The sequence below is a fragment of the Chryseobacterium sp. 2P genome (assembly GCF_059579425.1).
On the sequence record NZ_CM184194.1, the window covers coordinates 305766 to 323934 of the forward strand.

General features: G+C 35.8%; 21 protein-coding genes. 11 read left to right on the forward strand and 10 right to left on the reverse strand.

The window, feature by feature from the left end:
• Window positions 1–37: 37 nt before the first annotated feature.
• The 6 genes from AC52CF_RS01430 to tilS form a co-directional block, all read right to left on the reverse strand.
• Window positions 38–466: a DM13 domain-containing protein gene (locus AC52CF_RS01430; RefSeq protein WP_214587402.1), complete on the reverse strand. Its 429-nt coding sequence runs from the start codon at window positions 464–466 to the stop codon at window positions 38–40.
• Between the two features lie 45 nt (window positions 467–511).
• Window positions 512–1426, reverse strand: coding sequence for a hypothetical protein (locus tag AC52CF_RS01435; RefSeq protein ID WP_214587401.1), 915 nt, complete (start codon window positions 1424–1426; stop codon window positions 512–514).
• Window positions 1427–1454: 28 nt separating this feature from the next.
• The gene (locus tag AC52CF_RS01440; protein ID WP_271159670.1) at window positions 1455–1904 is read right to left on the reverse strand and encodes a YHS domain-containing (seleno)protein; all 450 of its coding nucleotides are present in this window, start codon (window positions 1902–1904) and stop codon (window positions 1455–1457) included.
• Window positions 1905–2072: 168 nt separating this feature from the next.
• A complete protein-coding gene (locus AC52CF_RS01445; RefSeq protein ID WP_375180802.1) occupies window positions 2073–3035 on the reverse strand; it encodes a redoxin domain-containing protein in 963 nt (320 codons plus the stop codon).
• Between the two features lie 99 nt (window positions 3036–3134).
• A complete protein-coding gene (locus AC52CF_RS01450; RefSeq protein ID WP_214587398.1) occupies window positions 3135–3689 on the reverse strand; it encodes an RNA polymerase sigma factor in 555 nt (184 codons plus the stop codon).
• Window positions 3686–5008, reverse strand: a complete 1323-nt coding sequence (tilS, locus tag AC52CF_RS01455) for a tRNA lysidine(34) synthetase TilS (RefSeq protein ID WP_214587397.1) — start codon at window positions 5006–5008, stop codon at window positions 3686–3688. The genes AC52CF_RS01450 and tilS overlap by 4 nt, the downstream gene beginning before the upstream one ends.
• An 87-nt stretch (window positions 5009–5095) precedes the next feature.
• Here tilS and AC52CF_RS01460 point away from each other — a divergent pair, with 87 nt between their 5' ends.
• On the forward strand, window positions 5096–5929 hold the full coding sequence (locus tag AC52CF_RS01460) for an OmpA family protein (protein WP_214587396.1): 834 nt from the start codon (window positions 5096–5098) through the stop codon (window positions 5927–5929).
• Window positions 5930–6189: 260 nt separating this feature from the next.
• On the opposite strand, the gene AC52CF_RS01465 is transcribed toward AC52CF_RS01460, so the two are convergent.
• Window positions 6190–6324: a hypothetical protein gene (locus AC52CF_RS01465; protein WP_262899422.1), complete on the reverse strand. Its 135-nt coding sequence runs from the start codon at window positions 6322–6324 to the stop codon at window positions 6190–6192.
• On the opposite strand from AC52CF_RS01465, the gene AC52CF_RS01470 reads away from it, so the two are divergent.
• The 6 genes from AC52CF_RS01470 to AC52CF_RS01495 all read left to right on the forward strand — a co-directional run bounded on the left by AC52CF_RS01470 (window position 6323) and on the right by AC52CF_RS01495 (window position 10338).
• A complete protein-coding gene (locus AC52CF_RS01470) occupies window positions 6323–6970 on the forward strand; it encodes an O-methyltransferase (RefSeq protein ID WP_214587395.1) in 648 nt (215 codons plus the stop codon). The two genes, AC52CF_RS01465 and AC52CF_RS01470, sit on opposite strands and share 2 nt — an antisense overlap.
• Window positions 6971–7052: 82 nt before the next feature.
• A complete protein-coding gene (locus AC52CF_RS01475) occupies window positions 7053–7769 on the forward strand; it encodes a C40 family peptidase (RefSeq protein ID WP_214587394.1) in 717 nt (238 codons plus the stop codon).
• 18 nt (window positions 7770–7787) lie between these two features.
• Window positions 7788–8255, forward strand: coding sequence for a DUF1648 domain-containing protein (locus AC52CF_RS01480; RefSeq protein WP_214587393.1), 468 nt, complete (start codon window positions 7788–7790; stop codon window positions 8253–8255).
• Entirely contained in the window at window positions 8252–8593 is a 342-nt protein-coding gene (locus AC52CF_RS01485; RefSeq protein WP_214587392.1) for a cupin domain-containing protein, read from the forward strand. Before AC52CF_RS01480 ends, AC52CF_RS01485 begins: the two co-directional genes overlap by 4 nt.
• 3 nt (window positions 8594–8596) lie before the next feature.
• On the forward strand, window positions 8597–9112 hold the full coding sequence (locus AC52CF_RS01490) for a hypothetical protein (RefSeq protein ID WP_496517748.1): 516 nt from the start codon (window positions 8597–8599) through the stop codon (window positions 9110–9112).
• Window positions 9112–10338: a 3-deoxy-D-manno-octulosonic acid transferase gene (locus AC52CF_RS01495; RefSeq protein WP_214587390.1), complete on the forward strand. Its 1227-nt coding sequence runs from the start codon at window positions 9112–9114 to the stop codon at window positions 10336–10338. Before AC52CF_RS01490 ends, AC52CF_RS01495 begins: the two co-directional genes overlap by 1 nt.
• On the opposite strand, the gene AC52CF_RS01500 is transcribed toward AC52CF_RS01495, so the two are convergent.
• The 3 genes from AC52CF_RS01500 to AC52CF_RS01510 are packed head-to-tail and all read right to left on the reverse strand — an operon-like array spanning window position 10330 to window position 12711.
• Window positions 10330–10956 (reverse strand): deoxyuridine 5'-triphosphate nucleotidohydrolase, encoded by a 627-nt coding sequence (locus tag AC52CF_RS01500; protein ID WP_290265552.1) that lies wholly within the window; start codon window positions 10954–10956, stop codon window positions 10330–10332. The genes AC52CF_RS01495 and AC52CF_RS01500 overlap by 9 nt on opposite strands.
• Before the next feature lie 9 nt (window positions 10957–10965).
• Window positions 10966–11724, reverse strand: a complete 759-nt coding sequence (locus AC52CF_RS01505; RefSeq protein ID WP_214587388.1) for a glycosyltransferase family 2 protein — start codon at window positions 11722–11724, stop codon at window positions 10966–10968.
• Window positions 11725–11733: 9 nt separating this feature from the next.
• Entirely contained in the window at window positions 11734–12711 is a 978-nt protein-coding gene (locus AC52CF_RS01510; RefSeq protein ID WP_214587387.1) for an acyltransferase family protein, read from the reverse strand.
• A 198-nt stretch (window positions 12712–12909) separates the two neighbouring features.
• On the opposite strand from AC52CF_RS01510, the gene AC52CF_RS01515 reads away from it, so the two are divergent.
• The 4 genes from AC52CF_RS01515 to AC52CF_RS01530 all read left to right on the forward strand — a co-directional run bounded on the left by AC52CF_RS01515 (window position 12910) and on the right by AC52CF_RS01530 (window position 18157).
• Window positions 12910–13383, forward strand: a complete 474-nt coding sequence (locus AC52CF_RS01515; protein WP_214587386.1) for a lipocalin-like domain-containing protein — start codon at window positions 12910–12912, stop codon at window positions 13381–13383.
• A gap of 185 nt (window positions 13384–13568) precedes the next feature.
• Complete coding sequence (gene leuS, locus AC52CF_RS01520) at window positions 13569–16382, forward strand: leucine--tRNA ligase (RefSeq protein ID WP_496517749.1); 2814 nt, start codon at window positions 13569–13571, stop codon at window positions 16380–16382.
• A gap of 240 nt (window positions 16383–16622) precedes the next feature.
• The gene (locus AC52CF_RS01525; RefSeq protein ID WP_214587384.1) at window positions 16623–17486 is read left to right on the forward strand and encodes a MotA/TolQ/ExbB proton channel family protein; all 864 of its coding nucleotides are present in this window, start codon (window positions 16623–16625) and stop codon (window positions 17484–17486) included.
• Window positions 17487–17548: 62 nt separating this feature from the next.
• Window positions 17549–18157 carry an ExbD/TolR family protein gene (locus AC52CF_RS01530; RefSeq protein ID WP_214587383.1) on the forward strand — a complete coding sequence of 203 codons (609 nt, stop codon included), beginning with the start codon at window positions 17549–17551 and terminating at the stop codon, window positions 18155–18157.
• The last annotated feature ends 12 nt before the right edge of the window (window positions 18158–18169 follow it).

Below are 18169 nucleotides of genomic sequence, written 5' to 3' on the forward strand. Positions count from 1 at the left end.
TTCCAAATTCGTTAATGGCGATTTCATATTTGTAATGTTATTTTTTCTCCAGTAAAGCGTAAGAAAACAGATGATTGTATTGTTGACAATGAACGACTGCGTATTTGTACTCATCGAAATTTACTGAACCCGTAAAAGTGTAGGTTTGTCCGCCGTTCACAGATTTCAGCTTACCTAAAGAAACAAATTGCGATGGCTGCTGTTCTTTGCTTACATACACGTAAAGATCCGGACCGTTGCTGATGGTGAAGTTTTCATTTAAAACCAATGTGAAGACTCCGTTTTTTTCATAGATTTCTGCTTTTCCGTTAACGTTATTTCCGTAAGGTCCCTGCATAAAATCTCCGGAATATTTTAAGACCGAATTTTCAGGAGCCATTTCCATTAAATCTTCTGTTGCAGTGCTTTCTCTGAGGCAGGAAACCAAGAGAAAGGACGCAAAAATAAAGGTGATCATTGTTTTCATAATTTCTGATGTTTTTATTTGTTGTAAATTTTCTGATTAAAGAATTTAAAATTTCACTCTGTATTCAACATTGGCAATGAAGCTTCTCGTCAGTCCATCGGGTCTGGATGTTCTCACGACAAAAGGAATACCCACATTAAGCTGAAGTCCATTTCTTCGGTTGATTTCGTAATCCAGATAGACATTTCCGTTCAGTGTAAGTCCTTTCGAATTGTTAATTTCCAGTTCTACATTGTTTTGGTTGGTAAAACGGTCGTTCTTCAGGTGATAAATAGGCAAAATACTTGGCGTAAGTCTTATTTTCGGATGAATCATTAAAGGATAAGAAACTCTCAGCAAAACATCGCCGCTTCTCTGGAATTTATTGGTGGACAAAAATCCTCTCAGTGCTGAACTTGCGGGATACTGTGATGCCAGAAACTGATTCTCGTTCTGCGTTAGAGGCTGTTGAAGAGCGGCAACTAACTGGATTTTTTTGATTTCGTAACCCACACCTACAATTAAATCCAGCGTTCCTAAACTGGACTGATAATCCATTGGCAACGGGATATTATTCTTAGATTTCCCTGCATCTGACAAAGGGATTTTCGCACCTAATGTAAATTTTAGTTTTTCGTTAGCTTTATAATTGGCATTCAGAAACAAATCAGAAAGCCCAAAAGTGGAAATATTATTACCGTTTTGCGCCAAAGTCGTCAGTTTTGCATCAACTCCAAATTTATCATTGATTTGTCTGTTGTATTCCACATAATTCCCGAAAACAGAAATCGAATTATCTGCTTTACCAAAGAAAATTCCGGTTTTAATCTGATTATGATAAGTTTTGATGCTGTCATTGTTATTCGGCTGAAAACTGTTAACCGTACAGAATCCGGCGTCACTGCATCCCTGTGCAACTAAATGATTGCTTTGCAAAAGCAGTAAAAAAGCAGTTCCCAAGAAAATTTTAAAGGTTTTCATATGTAGATATTTATTTTTTTTGTGAGGATTAATTGGTCAGTTTTTTCCAGTTTTGGTCTGCACTTTTTTTCAGTTTTGCCTCGTTCTTGTTCCATGAAGTCAGGGTATTGTTGAAAAATTTATTGTAGAACAGGTGTGTTTTTCCGTCAATGATTTTAAAAGTCGTGGGATTGATTTCTACTTTCTCACCATCATCTCCCATTGCAAAAGCGCACCAACCGCCGTAAACAGGTTCGTATTTTGCGGGATCTTTTTTCAGGAGTTCTTTATTTTTTTCCGAAGAAGTATAATAAATGGCTCCGTTTACATTGACCGCAAATTCTTTTTTCCCTTTTACCGCTTTTTTCTGTTCGATGTAAGAAACGGGATCATAGCCCTGAATTGCCAGTTTGTTTTCTAAATTTCTATGTTCTGCTTTTTGGGAAAATGCCAAAAAAGGAAGCAGAAATACGAGAATAAGGGTGATTGTATTTTTCATGATTTTTTAATTAAAGTTGTTTATATAAAATGTTTTAACCGCAAAAGAATCAAAGGTTTGCATCGGATTTTAGATTTTCAAAAGTTTTCAAAATATGCGTTTTTGCTTTCTTTTATGTTTCTTTTTATTAGTCATTTCTTTTGCCACTTTTGCGGTGAAAATTTTTAATTAAAGTTGTTTTAAAATATCCTCCAGTGAAGCTCTTTCTTTGTAATCGGGATTGAAATGTCTCCAGATGATTTTTTGATTTTCATCTAAAATATAGGTCGCAGAAATGGGTAATCTTCCAGACTCATCGGAACGGCTTTTCTTGAAATCGTCTCCAAGATGTTTTTCGTAGAAGTCGAGCGTTTTTTTCTCGGGTGTGTACAGAACATCAAAAAGTTCTGCGATTTTGTAGTTTTCATCATACAAAACGGAATACGCGGTTTTGGTTTTGCTGATGGTTTTTGCGATAAACTCAGGTTTTTCGGGAGAAATGATGACCAGTCTTGTGTTTTTCGACTGTAATTCGGGAGCAAGATTTTGTAGATTTTCAACATATTTATTACAATACGGACACCATTGTCCACGAATGAAAACCACCACGGTTTTCTTTTTTTCCTGAGACAGAGAAAATGTTTTTTCAAACTGATCTTTTGCTGTAAAGTTGGGAATCGTTTCACCCACCATTTTGCCCTTCACTTCGCTGATTGTCGGTGTTTTTTTGTCTGAATTTCTTTTCTCTGTAACCGACTTTCCGATATTTAAAAATTGTGCAGCGTTGTAATATCCATATTCGTACTGCACCAATTCGCCGTCCTGGTCTAAGAAAAGAAAGGACGGATAATTAACGATTTTAAATTTTTTGGCAAGCTCTGTTCCTTCTTTTTCGGCATCAATATAAAGGCTGATGAAATTTTTATTGAAAAATTCTCCCAGTTCAGGATTCGGGAACGTATTCTTTTTCATCAGTTTACAGGGACCACACCAAGTGGTGTACAGATCGATGAAGATGAGTTTGTTTTCCTGTTGTGCCAATTTTTTGGCTTCTTCTAAATTTTTAGTCTGAAATTGAATTCCGGTTTTGCTTTGTGCATTGAACGAAATGGCAACTAAGAAAAAAAACGTATAAATTATTTTGGTGAACATAAGATAAAGTATTTACTATGAAGTTCCCAAAAGCAGAAAAAATCACCCGATGAAAAGGTGATTTTTTAATTATTTTATTTAAAGTACTGATAATCAGTTTTAAAAATTATCGTCTTTTTTTATTTTCCGGATTTGTTCTACACATTTATGCTTTTGATTTTGCGCATTATGCTTGGTAGAATACTTGTATTTTTCCTGTATTTCTTCCATATTTTTATTCTTCATAAAAATATCGTGGATGAGGTTTTGGCAGTGCGAAGAAATTTTATTGATGTAATCATTAAGTTTATCATAATAATTCCTTTCGTTTTCTATTGCCTGGTTGATCTCTTCTTTGTTTTCAAAATAATAGCTTTCGTGCATTTCCACAAAAAAGTTTCGGTTGCGCAATTTTTTCAGCCAAAGGTTTTTGGAAATTCCGGTAACGTAGTTCGCAAGACAAGTGTACGCTTTGAAATCGTCATCGTACAGTTTTTCGTACAGAATAATCAAAGCATCCTGAAAAACATCTTCAGCATCTTCCATATTTCCTTTATTTCCCAAAACAAATTTCCGGGTATAAACGAAATATTTTTGATAAAGAACGCCAAAAGCAACATTGTTGTCTTCTTGGAAATCTTCGATGGCTAAAGCATTTGTTTTTCTTTTATTCATCGTATCTTCAGTGTTTTTTTTGTGTCTTTGGTCGCCATGAAATTTCTGTCCTGCCGGAAAGGAATAATTCCGAGTACGGAATCTTCGCCATCGGTAAGAAGCCAGATTTTTTGCCTTGCTAAAATAGATATTTTTTCGTCCCTAAAAAACTTAGAAACTTTCTTTTTTCCTGAGAATCCCGCGGGAAAAAATTCATCACCGTCTTTCTGTTTTCTTAAACGCAGTGGGAAACGAATTTTCTGAGCATCAAATTCCCACTCAAAACTTTTATTGATTTGCTCAATTTCAATTATACTTTCGAGATTAAAGGTAATTTGGTTTTCAGAAAAATCAAAATTTTCCATCAGAAGAATTTCATCATTACTTTGCTCTTCAGGTTTCCATTTTCCGTTTTCCATTTTTTTGCTTACAACCAGTTCGTCATAATTGACGATTAGCCGATAGTCTTTTGAAAAAAAAGTGCTTCCGTTTTCAGCTTTAAAAATTTTCGGTATTTCTTCTTCCTGATTGAAACCATATTTTTTTAAAATCTCAAATTTTACAAAATCACTTTCTTGATTCAGCTTGTTTTTAGATAAAACTTTATATTCTTTGTTAAAAACGGAAATCCTGTTTTCGATCTCCTGAATCTGCTGCTGAACAAAATCTTTGGTCTGGTTTAAATAAGAAGAGCTTTTTTTGAAATTTTCCAGAAAATGATCGTTGGTTTCCAGAAGTTTCGGAATAATTTCGTTTCGGATTTTATTTCTTAAATAATCATTTTTCTTATTAGACAGATCTTCACGATATTCAATATTATTTTCTTCTGCGAATTCGTAGATTTCTCCTTTTGTGAAATTTAAAAGAGGTCTTAAAATATGATTGTCGTTTGCCGGAATTCCGCTCAATCCGTTAATTCCGGCTGCTTTTGAAAGATTGATGATGAAAGTTTCCAGTTGATCGTTCAGATGATGCGCCGTAACAAGAAATTCAAGATTTTCTTCTTTTTGAACCTTTCTGAAAAATTGATACCGCAGTTCTCTTGCCCAAAGCTGAATAGAATTTTCCGGCTTCTGATCTTTTTCTGAAACTTTGTATAAATGAAATTTAATATCGTTTTTCTCACAAAAATCCTCCACCGTTTTCTGATCCAGATCCGAGTCTTCTCCCCGAAGTTTATAATTGATATGAGCAACCTGAAAACGAACGTCTAAGTCCTTAAAACAGTGTGCTAAAACCATAGAATCTGCACCTCCGCTCACCGCAAGAAGATAGCTTCGGTTTTCGGGGGAATCAACAATATTTTTGAGCTGATTTTTAAAGTGGTCTAGGTTCAGCATGGATCTCCGGAATTTCTTTTATGCAAAGATAATTCATATAATTAAAATGAATTTCGTTACCTTTGGTTCGTCTAAAAATGATTATTTATGAAAATTTTTAAAATTTTAGCAGTATCTGCAATGGTGTTGGGAATGACATCTTGTATCAGCAAAAAGCAGTATGATGCATTAAGCTCAAATTACAAGCAATGTATTGAAAACGTAGGTGAAAGACAGAGAGAAATTCAGGAACTGAAGTCTCAGAATTCAGCTTTGGCAAGTGAAAATAATTTATTGAAAAGTCAGCATGATGCTTTGAAATCTTCATTAGATGCGTGTCTTTCGAACTCAGGGAAAAGCTCTGCGAATATCGACAAGCTGGTTGGAGAAATCAATGCGTCAAACTCTTATATCAAACAGCTGATCTCAAGCAATGCAAAAAACGACAGTTTGAATTTGGCATTATCAAACAAACTGAAAAGATCGTTGGATAACGTAGCAGACAGCGATGTTCAGGTGAAAGTTCTGAAAGGGGTGGTAATGATATCGCTTTCAGACAAAATGTTGTACAAAACAGGAGATTACAACGTTTTACCTGCCGCTCAGGAAGTGTTAGGAAAAGTAGCTAAAGTAATCAACGATTACGATAAATATTCTGTCCTTATCGAAGGAAATACAGATAACGCTCCTTTAAGCTCTCCGAATTTACCAAAAGACAACTGGGATCTTTCTGCTTTAAGAGGAACGGCAGTTGCAAAAGTTCTTCAGACTCAGTTTGGAGTAGATCCTGCAAGAATTACTGCTGGTGGACGTTCCGAATACAATCCTAAAGCGACTAACATGAGCGTTTCGGGAAGAGCGGAAAACAGAAGAACAGAGATCATCATTATGCCTAAGCTTGATGAATTTATGAAACTTATGGATATTGCTCCTAAGAAATAATTTAAGATCAACATTCAGTTATAAAAAAATCCCGAAGCAATTCGGGATTTGTTTTTTTGAGATAAATCAAATTAGTTCTTCTTTTTTCAGCAAAGAAATAATTTTTTGAAAAAATGAATTGGATATTTCCGGTTTAGTTTTTTTAGAAAAAGAATCCACAGTGCTTTTAGGCACTGTAGTCTTCTGATTTCTCTGGTTAATTTGTTTTTTCCCTGCAAGCATTATACCGTGTGTTTTTACCCTTCAATGCAAAGTTAGGCTTATTCGCAGACGAGACCATCCGTATTTTTACGGTAATTGCCATGGGGATTTTCCCATGTCTTCAGAATCTTCAGGATTGTTCCTGCTTTTTTGTTATATTTAAGTAAATTTGACGGAACTAAAATTTGCAGCATGAGCTTTTTTGAAGAAAAACTTCCTGAAATGGACAGGTATCTGGAAACACACGCTTCATCGGAACCTGAAATTCTGAGAAAACTGAGAAGGGAAACATATCAGAAAACTACACAGCCACACATGATTTCCGGTTATCAGCAGGGAAGATTGCTAACCATTATTTCGCAGATGATGCAGCCGAAAAATATTCTGGAAATAGGGACTTTTACCGGTTATGCAACGCTTTGTCTGGCAACGGGAATGGCGAAAGACGGAAAAATTACTACTTTGGATGTGAATGAAGATTTAGCGTACCTTCCAAAAAAATATTTCGCGGAAAGCGAGTATGCTTCTCAGATTCATTTTAAGCTTCAGGATGCAAAAGAATTTTTAAGAGAAACCGATGAGGTTTTTGATCTGGTTTTTATTGATGCTGATAAAGAAAACTATGCAGAATATTTCAGATTAATAAAGCCAAGAACAAAATCGAGCTCGGTGGTGATGTTTGATAATGTTCTCTGGTATGGAAAAGTTCTGGAAGAAAACCCGAAACAGAAATCTACGCAGGTCATTAAGGAACTGAATGATTTGATCGCAAAAGATGATGATTTTGAAAATCTTATTTTACCTTTGCGTGACGGGCTGAACTTTTTACGCAGAAAGTAATTTGAGGTTGAGTGAAGGTGAAGATTTTACAGCGTATTTTCTCAACCTGAACTAAGTCTTAACCTTTTAATCGAAAAAATAAATGGATAAAGGAATTTGTGTTGTTACAGTAGCTCCCGTTCGTGCAGAAGGTTCGGACAGAGCAGAAATTGTTACGGAAATATTGTTTGGGGAAAGTGCAGATATTCTGGAAGTGAATAAAAATTGGACCAGAATAAAAATGCATTATGACGGCTATGAAGGATGGATGGATACGAAACAGCTGAAACCTGTAACAGACGAATATCTGGCTAAAAGAAAAGTAACCGTTGTGACTGAAGATTTCTCTTCTGTTTTAATGAACGACGGCAAAACGCTTCTTTCCATGGGTTCTGAAGTGGAATTTCCTGCTGTAGCATCGAGAAGAAGCCACGACGTGCGCGAAAGTATTGCTTTAACGGCAAAAGAATTTCTGAACGTTCCGTATTTGTGGGGTGGTAAAAGTTTTTTTGCGGTAGACTGTTCAGGTTTTACTCAGTTGGTTTACAAAATTCATGAGATAAAATTACCGAGAGACGCTTCGCAACAGGTTGAAGCAGGGGAGTCATTAAGCTTTGTTGAAGAAAGTCAGCCGGGAGATCTGGCATTTTTCGAAAATCCGGAGGGAAAGATTATCCACGTCGGAATTATGCTGGATAACCAGAGAATTATTCATGCTTCCGGAAAAGTAAGAATTGATACTTTGGATTCTACAGGGATTTTCAATAAAGAAATGAACAAACATACACATAAACTGAGAGTAATAAAAAGTTTGCTTTAATTTAAAAATCTGTCTGAAATGGAAAATATTCTCTTTACGGTTTTTGATATTTTTAATTTCGGACTGCTCGTTTTTTTGTGGTGGTTTACAGTAAAACATTATAAATCACTGCCTCAGATTATACCCATTCATTTTGATTTTGACGGAAAAGCGGATAATTTCGGAAGTAAGAAATATGCCTTTTTAATGCCTGTCGTTTTAACCGGACTTTACTTCTTATTTGCTTTTATTGTGAGAGATCCGGAATCTGCTAACTATCCGGTTAAAATTACTGAAGAAAATCAGGATGCCCAGTTCATGATCATGGAAATTTTTATCAGATGGCTGTTCATGATGATCACATTGCTATTTTTAAACAGTCAGGATTATATGTTCCGGTATTCTGTTGATGAAAACGTAAAACCAAGAGTTCCGATGTCTTCGGCAATCTTTTCGGTGATTGGAAGTTTAATTATTTTGTTCGTTTTTGTAGGTATTTTCAAATGATAAAATCTAAAAATAATTCCGAACATTATATCTGGGGAGATAGCTGTGATAGCTGGATTCTGAAAAACGATGTCCATTTATCCGTAAAACAGGAAATTATGCCTTCCGGAACTTCAGAAAAGCTGCATTTTCATCATTTTGCAGAACAGTTTTTTTATATTTTAAAAGGCAGAGCCGTCTTCTTTATTGATGGTGAAAAGTTATCCGTAAAAAGTGGCGAAAGCATCAACATCACACCAAAATCTAAACATTATATTGCTAATGAATCTGACGAAGATCTGGAATTTTTAGTTATTTCCAGTCCTTCGACTGATGATGATAGAATAAACATTAAATAACTCATGAATAAAACTCTATTAGAGATTACACAGACGAAAAATACGGGTCTGTCCGAAGTTTTGGTCAATTGGAAAAATTATGATCAGAAGACTTTTATTTTGTCTTTGGCGGAACTGAAAAAAAGAAATGTTCCTGTTAATGAGCAAATAGAATCTCTTATTTCCGACTTTTCACAAAACGCAGGAAAGCCTTATGAAGAAATAGAAAAGGAATTTTTTGAAACCAATGGGGCGAAAGATTATGCTGAATATGTTTCTGAAAATACAAAGGTTCCTGAAAAGACGGATGACGAAAAATTATATCTTGAACAATTAAGGAGACTGAGAATAGCACAGATTGAACAACAAGAGCAAAAACAGGCGAAGAATGATGTCTTATACGGCGGTCTTTGGTTTGCCGGAGGATTAATCGTTACCATTGTTTCGCTTAGTAATGGAAACGGAGGGATTATTGCTTACGGAGCGGTAATTTTTGGAGGGATTCAATTTTTTAGAGGTTTAAGCAAAAGCTTGAAATAATGTCTTTCTTTTACAACATATTTATCCATCTGCTCATCTTCGGAATGAAGGTTTTTTCTTTATTTAATGATAAAACTAAAAAAGGCGTTGAAGGCAGAAAGCAGTCTTTAGAAAAGGTAAAATCCGGCTTTAAAAAATCCGATAAAGTGATCTGGATGCACGCTTCAAGTCTTGGAGAATATGAGCAGGGACTGCCTGTTTTGGAGCAACTGAAAGAAAGGTTTACCGATCATAAAATTTTAGTCACTTTCTTTTCTCCATCCGGTTATGAAAATGTGGTTAAAAAGAAACCTATTGCGGATGTGATCTGTTATCTTCCTTTTGATAAAAAATCTGCTGTAAAAGAATTTACAGATCAGTTTGATGTTCAACTATTTTTTACGGTGAAGTATGATTATTGGTATAACCTTCTTTCTGAACTGAAAAATAAAGGAGCAAAAACGTACGTGATTTCAGCTTTGTTCTATGATCGGCAATCATTTTTTACATCTTATGGGAAATGGTTTGTAAAGCAGCTTCAGGAAAATATCGACTGGTTTTTTCATCAGACGCAAATGTCCTTTGCTTTGGCTAAAAGCATAGGATTAACGAAATCTTCGGTAACAGGAGATACGAGATTCGACCGTGTAAAACAACTGCGGCATCGTAACAATCATGTAGATTTTATTAAAGATTTTGTTGGCGAAGATAAAACCGTGGTTTTCGGAAGTTCGTGGCAGGCGGAAGAAAAGATTGCACTGGAAGTTTCGCAGGGAAGTCCTTACGCAAAATTAATTATTGCTCCGCATGATCTGAAGAGAGTTTCCCATTTGAAACAGCTTTTTCCGGAAGCCATTTTATACAGTGAGATTAATTCTGGAGAAAATTTTAACTCGAATATTTTAATTATCGACAGCATTGGTCTGCTTTCAAAGCTCTATTCTTACGCGGATATTGCAGTTGTGGGCGGAGGTTTTCATGAGGCGGGACTTCACAATATTCTTGAGGCGGCAACTTTCGGTGTTCCTGTAATTTTTGGTAATCATTACAGGAAAAATCCTGAAGCAGACGGTCTCATTTCAGCCGATGGCGGAAGATCTTTTGAAAATGCAGGTCTGGCTGCAGATTTTGTTCTGTTTTTAATTAATAATGAAGATTCCCTTCAGACAATGTCTGAAAATGCTGAAAAATTTGTCTCTGAAAAGCCTGATTCTACAGAACTGATTCTACAGAAAATTTTATCGTAAAAATCCCTGATTTTTAATGTCTTTGATGATCTGGTCAAAATTTTCCGGAATCTTATCGCTTGTCAGCCAGTTAAAGTCGATTCCATTGTTAATGAAAAGCTTAGAGAGGTATTTGTTCTCAAGGATTTTATCTTTTAAATTATCCAGATGCTCATCAATTTCCATCCAGTAATCTACATCCAGTTTTTTTGTTAAAAGTAAGGCTTTCACTACTTTATTAATGATGTAGAGATATAATTTGTAAACATTATCAAATCTCTGGCGGCTCAGATCTTCGTTATATTCTAAAATCTTATTAATCAACAATAAATTAAGAGAAACTTCCCCAAACTTATCGGTTGTTATTTTTACGTGCTCTGTGATTTCAGCGCTTATTTTACGGATAATTCCAAGGAAATATTTCTGATTGCTGATGTATTTTGATGCCAGTACAACTTTTTCAGAAACAATTTCTTCCATTGCGTCCCTTTTGTTATCTGTAGTTTCAGGATCAATAAGTTCGAAGTATAGTTTTTTAGATAAAAGTTTGTCTTTTTTTAATAATCTGAAAATCAGGCGGTCTTTTTCTACAGAAGAAAAATTGCTCAGGGCAGCCTTGAACTCTTTTGAATATTCCATTCAATAAATTTAATTAAAAATTTTCGAATATTTTAAAAATCCGTTGAATGCCCAGTTTGCCGTATAATACAAAGACTTTGTAACGGAAAATCCCATGAAATCTTTATACACCAGATATTGATCTCTGATGATGTTTTTCTTCTTTCTGGAAACGCTGTTTTCGCGCATCCTGTATTTAGCGAGTGTTTTATTCAGGGGATAGCCTTTCGGGATTTTTTTCAGAAGATTCAGCCACATTACATGATCTTCGCGTTTGCTTTTTACAGGAAAGAAAAATTTTCCCACTCTTTTCGTGTCGTACATGGTAGAAACCGGAGCCAGTCTGCAGGTTTTAAGCAGGTTGGAAAAGGTGACGATTTTGTCGGCTTCAAAATCTTTTAAAATCGGTTCCATCGTATGTTCATCACATCTGGAATAATTGCAATATACCAATTCTGCATTGTTTTTATCCATAAACCCGATCATCTCCTCAAGATATTCGGGATACCAGAAATCATCGGAATCCAGAAATGCGATATAGCGTCCTTCTGCTCTTTCGAGGCTTTTATTTCGGGCGTTTCCTGCGCCGCCGTTTTTTTCAAGAACGTGTAATTTTATTCTGGGATCATTGTACTTTCGGATCAGATCAACGGTGTCATCTTTAGAACGGTCGTCCGAGATCAGCCATTCCCAGTTTTCATACGTCTGATTGAGTACAGACTGTATGGTTTCCTCTATAAATTCCGCCGAATTGTAGGAGGGGGTAATTATTGAAACTAAATCTTTCATCCTGTGTTTTTATAAAAATTTTTTCTCGTAAAAATGCCATGAGCTTACCCCAACAGCAATAACAACCATCATACAAACAACAGCCATCACGTAAGGATTGTAATCTTTAAATAATCCCAGTGTGGTAAAAGTTCTGATGATCGGGAAGTGGAAGATATAAATTCCGTAGGTAAAATCGCCGTACTTTCCGAAATTATTTAAAAATTTAAAAGAATACGCGATATACAGAACGATAACCCCGATCATCATCGGAGAAAAAAGCTGAATCTCTGTAAATAAATCAATCCACACTGTTGCTATGGCGATAATAAAAAGCGTGTTTTTGTATTTAATAAATTTATCGAAATTAAAATAAATCAGCATTCCCGGTATAAAATAGGAGAGGGTTCCCGGAAGCTGTTTTGCCATTGAAATTTTTCCCTGATGTTCAAAATAATTAAGATAAACAAGGGACAGGAAATACAGGATAATTAAACTGATGTTTCTGTATTTATTGTTTTTTCCGAACAGTAAAAATATAAGCGGTACTGCAAAATAATAGCACATTTCTATTTTCAGTGTCCAGAGTGCTCCGTTCACTGCCTGATTTCCGAACACTCCGGGAAGCCACGGTGCTTTAAAATTTAAAAAGATGGAATTCCAGAAAAGATATTTGTAAACCTGCGTATTGGTAAAATATTCTCTGAAAGAATAACTGCTTACAAGGCTGAGTAAAATGGCACAAAGAAAAACAACCAGTAAATAAGCGGGAACAATCCTCCTGATTCTTTTGCTTGTGTAGCTTTTGAGACTGGAAGAACGCTCATAACTTCTTGCAATTAAAAAACCGCTCACTACGAAAAATCCGAAAACAGCAACTTCGATAGGACTGTGCTCCAGAAATTTCAGCTCCGGAGAAACGCTTAAAGCTCCGAGATGTCCCAAAAAAACGATAAAAGCGAGGAGAACACGGATAAAATCAAAATTGTTTTTCGTAATGTCTTGCATTTGCATTTGTTTGCTACAAAAATAGTTTTTTTCGCAGAAACATAATATTGAAGACGATGAATGTTTGCCAAATCAGGGAAAAACATCCGTTTTAAAATATCAATACACAGAAAATAATAAAATTTAATAATATTTCTTTAAAAAAATTGTATAATAATGTAAATAAATCATAATTTTAGCGCTTGAAAAATTTGATATATGAAGAAATTAGCATTATTATTTGCAGGTTTATCATTATTTGTAGCGACAGGATGTAATAACAACGACGAAACGGTACTCGAGGCTCCGTTGGTAGGAGTCTGGCAGCCGGTGAAAAAAGTTGTAACTGTGGTTGCAACAGGGCAGGTTCCTGTTTCCGACGGTATTTCTTTTGACACAACTTGCCAGAAAACTTCAAGATGGACGTTCGCTTCCGGAAATGCAGGGAAGAGAACGGATATGGGAGACAGCGCAACACCGGGAACCTGCACGCCGACTTTCGACAGAACATTCACTTATACTTACGATAAAGACAGCAAAGCTATTCAGATAAAATATCAGGGTATCGTTCAGCCGGATCAGGGAAAAATCATCAGCATCAGCGATACTGCATTAAATATCATGTTTGAAGATAAAACAGATCCTACAAAATTCCATTCTGAAACCTATACATTCAAGAGAGTCACTCAGTAATAGTCTGATTTATCAATATAAAATACAAATCTCATCCACGGATGGGATTTTTTTGTACATTATTTAATCAAATTTAAATTTCCATTTCTTTTAAAATCATTATTTTTGTGCATCTTGATTTTGGAATTAATAATGAAAATTAAATCTGATCTCTAAAGTCTAACATCTAACATCTATTATAAAAAGTGTTTTACGATCATCAGCAGATAGAAAAAAAGTGGCAGAAGTACTGGGAAGAAAATCAGACCTATAAAACTTCCGATAACACAGACAAACCTAAATTTTATGTTCTCGATATGTTTCCGTATCCATCCGGAGCGGGACTCCATGTAGGACATCCTCTTGGATATATTGCTTCCGACATTTATGCGAGATACAAAAGACATCAGGGTTTCAATGTACTTCACCCTGTTGGTTACGACAGTTTCGGGCTTCCTGCTGAACAGTACGCTATTCAGACAGGGCAGCATCCTGCGATTACGACTGAGCAAAACATTACAAGATACGAAGAGCAGCTTAGAAAAATTGGTTTCTCGTTCGACTGGAGCAGGGAAGTGAGAACATCCGATGCTTCTTATTATAAATGGACACAGTGGATTTTTATTGAACTGTTCCATTCATGGTATAATAAAGATACCGATAAAGCGGAACCTATTTTATCTTTAATTAAACGTTTTGAAGAAAAAGGAACGGAAGGATTAAATGCCAATCAGAACGATGAATTAAATTTCACGGCTGAAGAGTGGAAAGAAGCTTCGGAAATTGATAAAGAAGACATCTTATTAAATTACCGTTTGGCTTACAGAGCGGAAACCACCGTGAACTGGTGTCCTGCTTTGGGAACCGTTCTGGCAAATGATGAGGTAAAAGACGGAAAATCCGAAAGAGGAGGTTTCCCGGTTTTCCAAAAGAAAATGATGCAGTGGAGCATGAGAATTTCTGCGTACTCTGAAAGATTATTGCAGGGATTAAAAACTCTGGACTGGCCACAGCCTTTGAAAGATTCTCAGGAATACTGGATCGGAAAATCGCAGGGAGCGCAGGTGAGATTCAATGTGGATGGACATGACGAAATCGTTGAGGTTTTTACAACAAGACCGGATACGATTTTCGGAGCGACTTTTATGGTTCTGGCTCCGGAAAACCCTTTGGTGGAAACCATCACAACTGCAGAGCAAAAAGCTGAGGTAGATTCTTATATTGAAGAAACTTCTAAGAAAACGGAACGTGACAGAATGGCGGACGTGAAAAATGTTTCGGGGGCTTTCACGGGAAGTTATGCTTTAAATCCTTTCAGTGGAGAAAGAATGCCGATCTATATTTCAGATTATGTTTTGATGGGTTACGGAACAGGTGCTGTAATGGCGGTTCCTGCACATGACGAGCGCGATCACAGATTTGCAAAGAAATTTAATTTAGAAATTAAGAAAGTCGTGGAAACGGAAGAAGATGTTCAGGAAGCTTCTTTCGATTCTAAAGATTCAGTTTGCGTAAATTCTGACTTCTTAAATGGATTAAATTATAACGATGCAAAAGCATTGATTATTTCAGCTATTGAGAAAAAAGGAATCGGTCACGGAACAACGAACTACAGACAGCGTGATGCGATTTTCTCAAGACAAAGATATTGGGGAGAACCGGTTCCTATCTATTATAAGGATGGAATGCCTTATACATTGCCGACTTCCGCTTTGCCTTTGGAACTTCCGGAAGTTGAAAAATATTTACCAACAGAAGATGGCGATCCACCATTAGGAAATGCAAAAACGTTTGCGTGGGATGAATCCAACCAAAAAGTAGTCGATACCAATTTAATTGATGAAAAAACAGTTTTCCCTTTAGAATTATCCACAATGCCGGGTTGGGCAGGAAGCTCATGGTATTTCCTAAGATACATGGATCCTAAAAATGATGAGGTTTTTGCTAAAAAAGAACTTTCAGATTATTGGGGACAGGTAGATTTGTACATCGGAGGAAGTGAACACGCAACTGGACACTTATTGTATTCCCGCTTTTGGAATATGTTCTTAAAAGACAGAGGATATATTAATCAGGATGAGCCTTTCCAAAAGTTGATTAATCAGGGCATGATTTTGGGGATGAGTGCTTTTGTGTATAGAATTGACGGAACTAATCAGTATGTTTCTAAAAATTTAGCAAAAGAGTATACAACTCAGTCAATCCACGTTGATATATCATTATTAAAAGGAACTTCTGATGAATTGGATACGGAAGCATTCAAAGCCTGGAGACCGGATTACGCAGATGCAGAATTTATTTTAGAAGACGGGAAATACATCACAGGTCGTGAAGTGGAAAAAATGTCTAAATCAAAATACAATGTGGTAAATCCTGACTATATTTGCGAAGAATACGGAGCAGACGGTTTAAGATTGTATGAAATGTTCTTAGGACCGCTGGAGCAATCCAAGCCTTGGAACACGCAGGGTCTGAGTGGAGTTTACGGTTTCCTTAAAAAGTTCTGGAATCTTTATTTTGACGGAGATACGTTCTCGGTTTCCGATGAAGAGCCAACTAAAGCAGAATACAAAGTTTTGCATACCTTAATAAAGAAGGTGGTTTATGATATTGAAAACTTTTCTTTCAATACGTCTGTCTCTTCTTTTATGATCGCTGTAAACGAACTGCAAAAAATAAAATGCAACAAACGCAATATTTTAGAACCTTTAGCCGTTATCATTTCTCCGTATGCACCTCACATCTGTGAAGAGCTTTGGAACTTATTAGGGCATCAGGATTCTATTGAATTTGAAAAATTCCCTGTCCTGAACGAGGATTACTTAGTGGAAGACGAAATTTTGTATCCGGTAAGTGTAAACGGAAGAATGAAGTTTAAAATTTCACTTTCTGCGCAGCTTTCTCCGAAAGAAGTAGAGGAAATTGTACTTAAAGACGAAAAAATGCTGCAGATTCTGGAAGGTAAAACCCCGACGAAAATCATTGTAGTTCCTCACAGAATTGTGAATATAGTAATTTAAAAAAAAATTAACATTGGCAAATTAAAAAAAATGAAGGCTTAAATTTTTTGATTTTTTAACGTAAATGCTAAAATTGAAAAATATTACCAAAAAAAGAGAAAATAATTATAATATCGAAAGTGTATTAAAATTTCTTTATCAAAAAAATGGTAAATGTTTATTTAAGACTCTTGCATTTTAATTATTTTTGCCTTTAATTTACACCTTGTAAAATTTTAAAACAATATAATTTAGTTAAATATGGAAATGAATGTTTCAAAAAATGATGAGCAAGTAATTGCTAGAAAGTCGGGAGGTTTAAACCCAGCTGTAATTATTCCTATTATCTTTGCAATAGGAATTTGTATTTATTTATTCGTTTTGGGAAGTCCAGGTAACTTTAAGGATGCCGATAAGTTAGGTGCAGGGTCTGTTGCTTTCTCTGATGTTGAAGGAAAAGACATTCACCCGGAATCGTTCTTAGGGATTATCTACAAAGGAGGGGTTATTGTACCTATCTTGATTACTTTCATGCTTACCGTTATTGTTTTTTCAATTGAAAGAGCTTTAGTTTTAGGAAGAGCAGCAGGAAAAGGTAACCTAGATAACTTCGTTGTACAGGTAAGAAGCTTACTAAACCAGAACAAAATTGATGAAGCTTTAGAAGAGTGCGACAGACAGCAGGGTTCTGTTGGTAACGTTGTAAAAGAAGGTCTTACGACTTACAAAGCTTTATCTCACGATACTACTTTAAACAAAGAGCAAAAAATGGTAGCGCTTAACAAAGCAATCGAAGAAGCGACAACTCTTGAAATGCCAATGCTTGAGAAAAACATGATGATCCTTTCTACTTTAGGTACTGTTGCAACGTTAGTAGCACTTTTAGGTACGGTAATCGGGATGATCAAGGCGTTCTTCGCATTAGGTTCAGGAGGTGGTACTCCGGATGCTGCTGCACTTTCTACTGGTATCTCTGAAGCTTTGATTAATACAGCTTTAGGTATTGGTACTTCAGCAATCGCTATTATCCTTTATAACTTCTTTACTTCTAAAATCGACGGATTAACTTATAAGATCGACGAGATCGCAATGAGTATCCAACAGTCTTTTGCTGAATTCAACTAAGAATTTTTAGCAAGGAATTTGCAGTAAGTAAAACGAAGTTTAATTAAAAATCATTAATAATAATGGCGAGAGTCAAACCAAAAAGACATGGAGTAGTGACGGATATGACGGCAATGTGTGACGTTGCGTTCCTGTTGCTTACGTTCTTTATCTTGACCACTCAGTTTAAAAAACCTGATGTGGAGCAGATTAAACCGCCATCTTCAATATCAGAGAAGTTACTTCCTGATGCAAGTTTGATGACCATCAACGCTACTCCGGACGGAAAATTTTATTTTCAGCCAGTAGAAAATGCATCTGAGAGAATACAGCTTTTAGACAATATGGGAAGAAAGTATGGAATTACTTTTGACAATAACGAAAAAGCTGCATTCCAGAAAGTACAAGCAATTGGGGTTCCTATGAACCAGCTTAAAAGCTATCTTGATTTGCCAGATGACGAGCAGAAAAATTTCAAGAGTCCTACAGGGATTCCTATGGATAGTACAAATAAGCAGTTAGTAGACTGGGTAAAAGAAAGTTTGAACGTAAATCCTGATTACAAATTAGCAATTAAAGGAGACGTTACAACAGAATACCCAAAAGTGAAAAGCTTATTTGAGGGTTTAAGAGATATCGATTTTCTTAAATTTTGGTTGATTACATCACAAGAAGGTAAACCTAATGAATAATATCATTTAGAA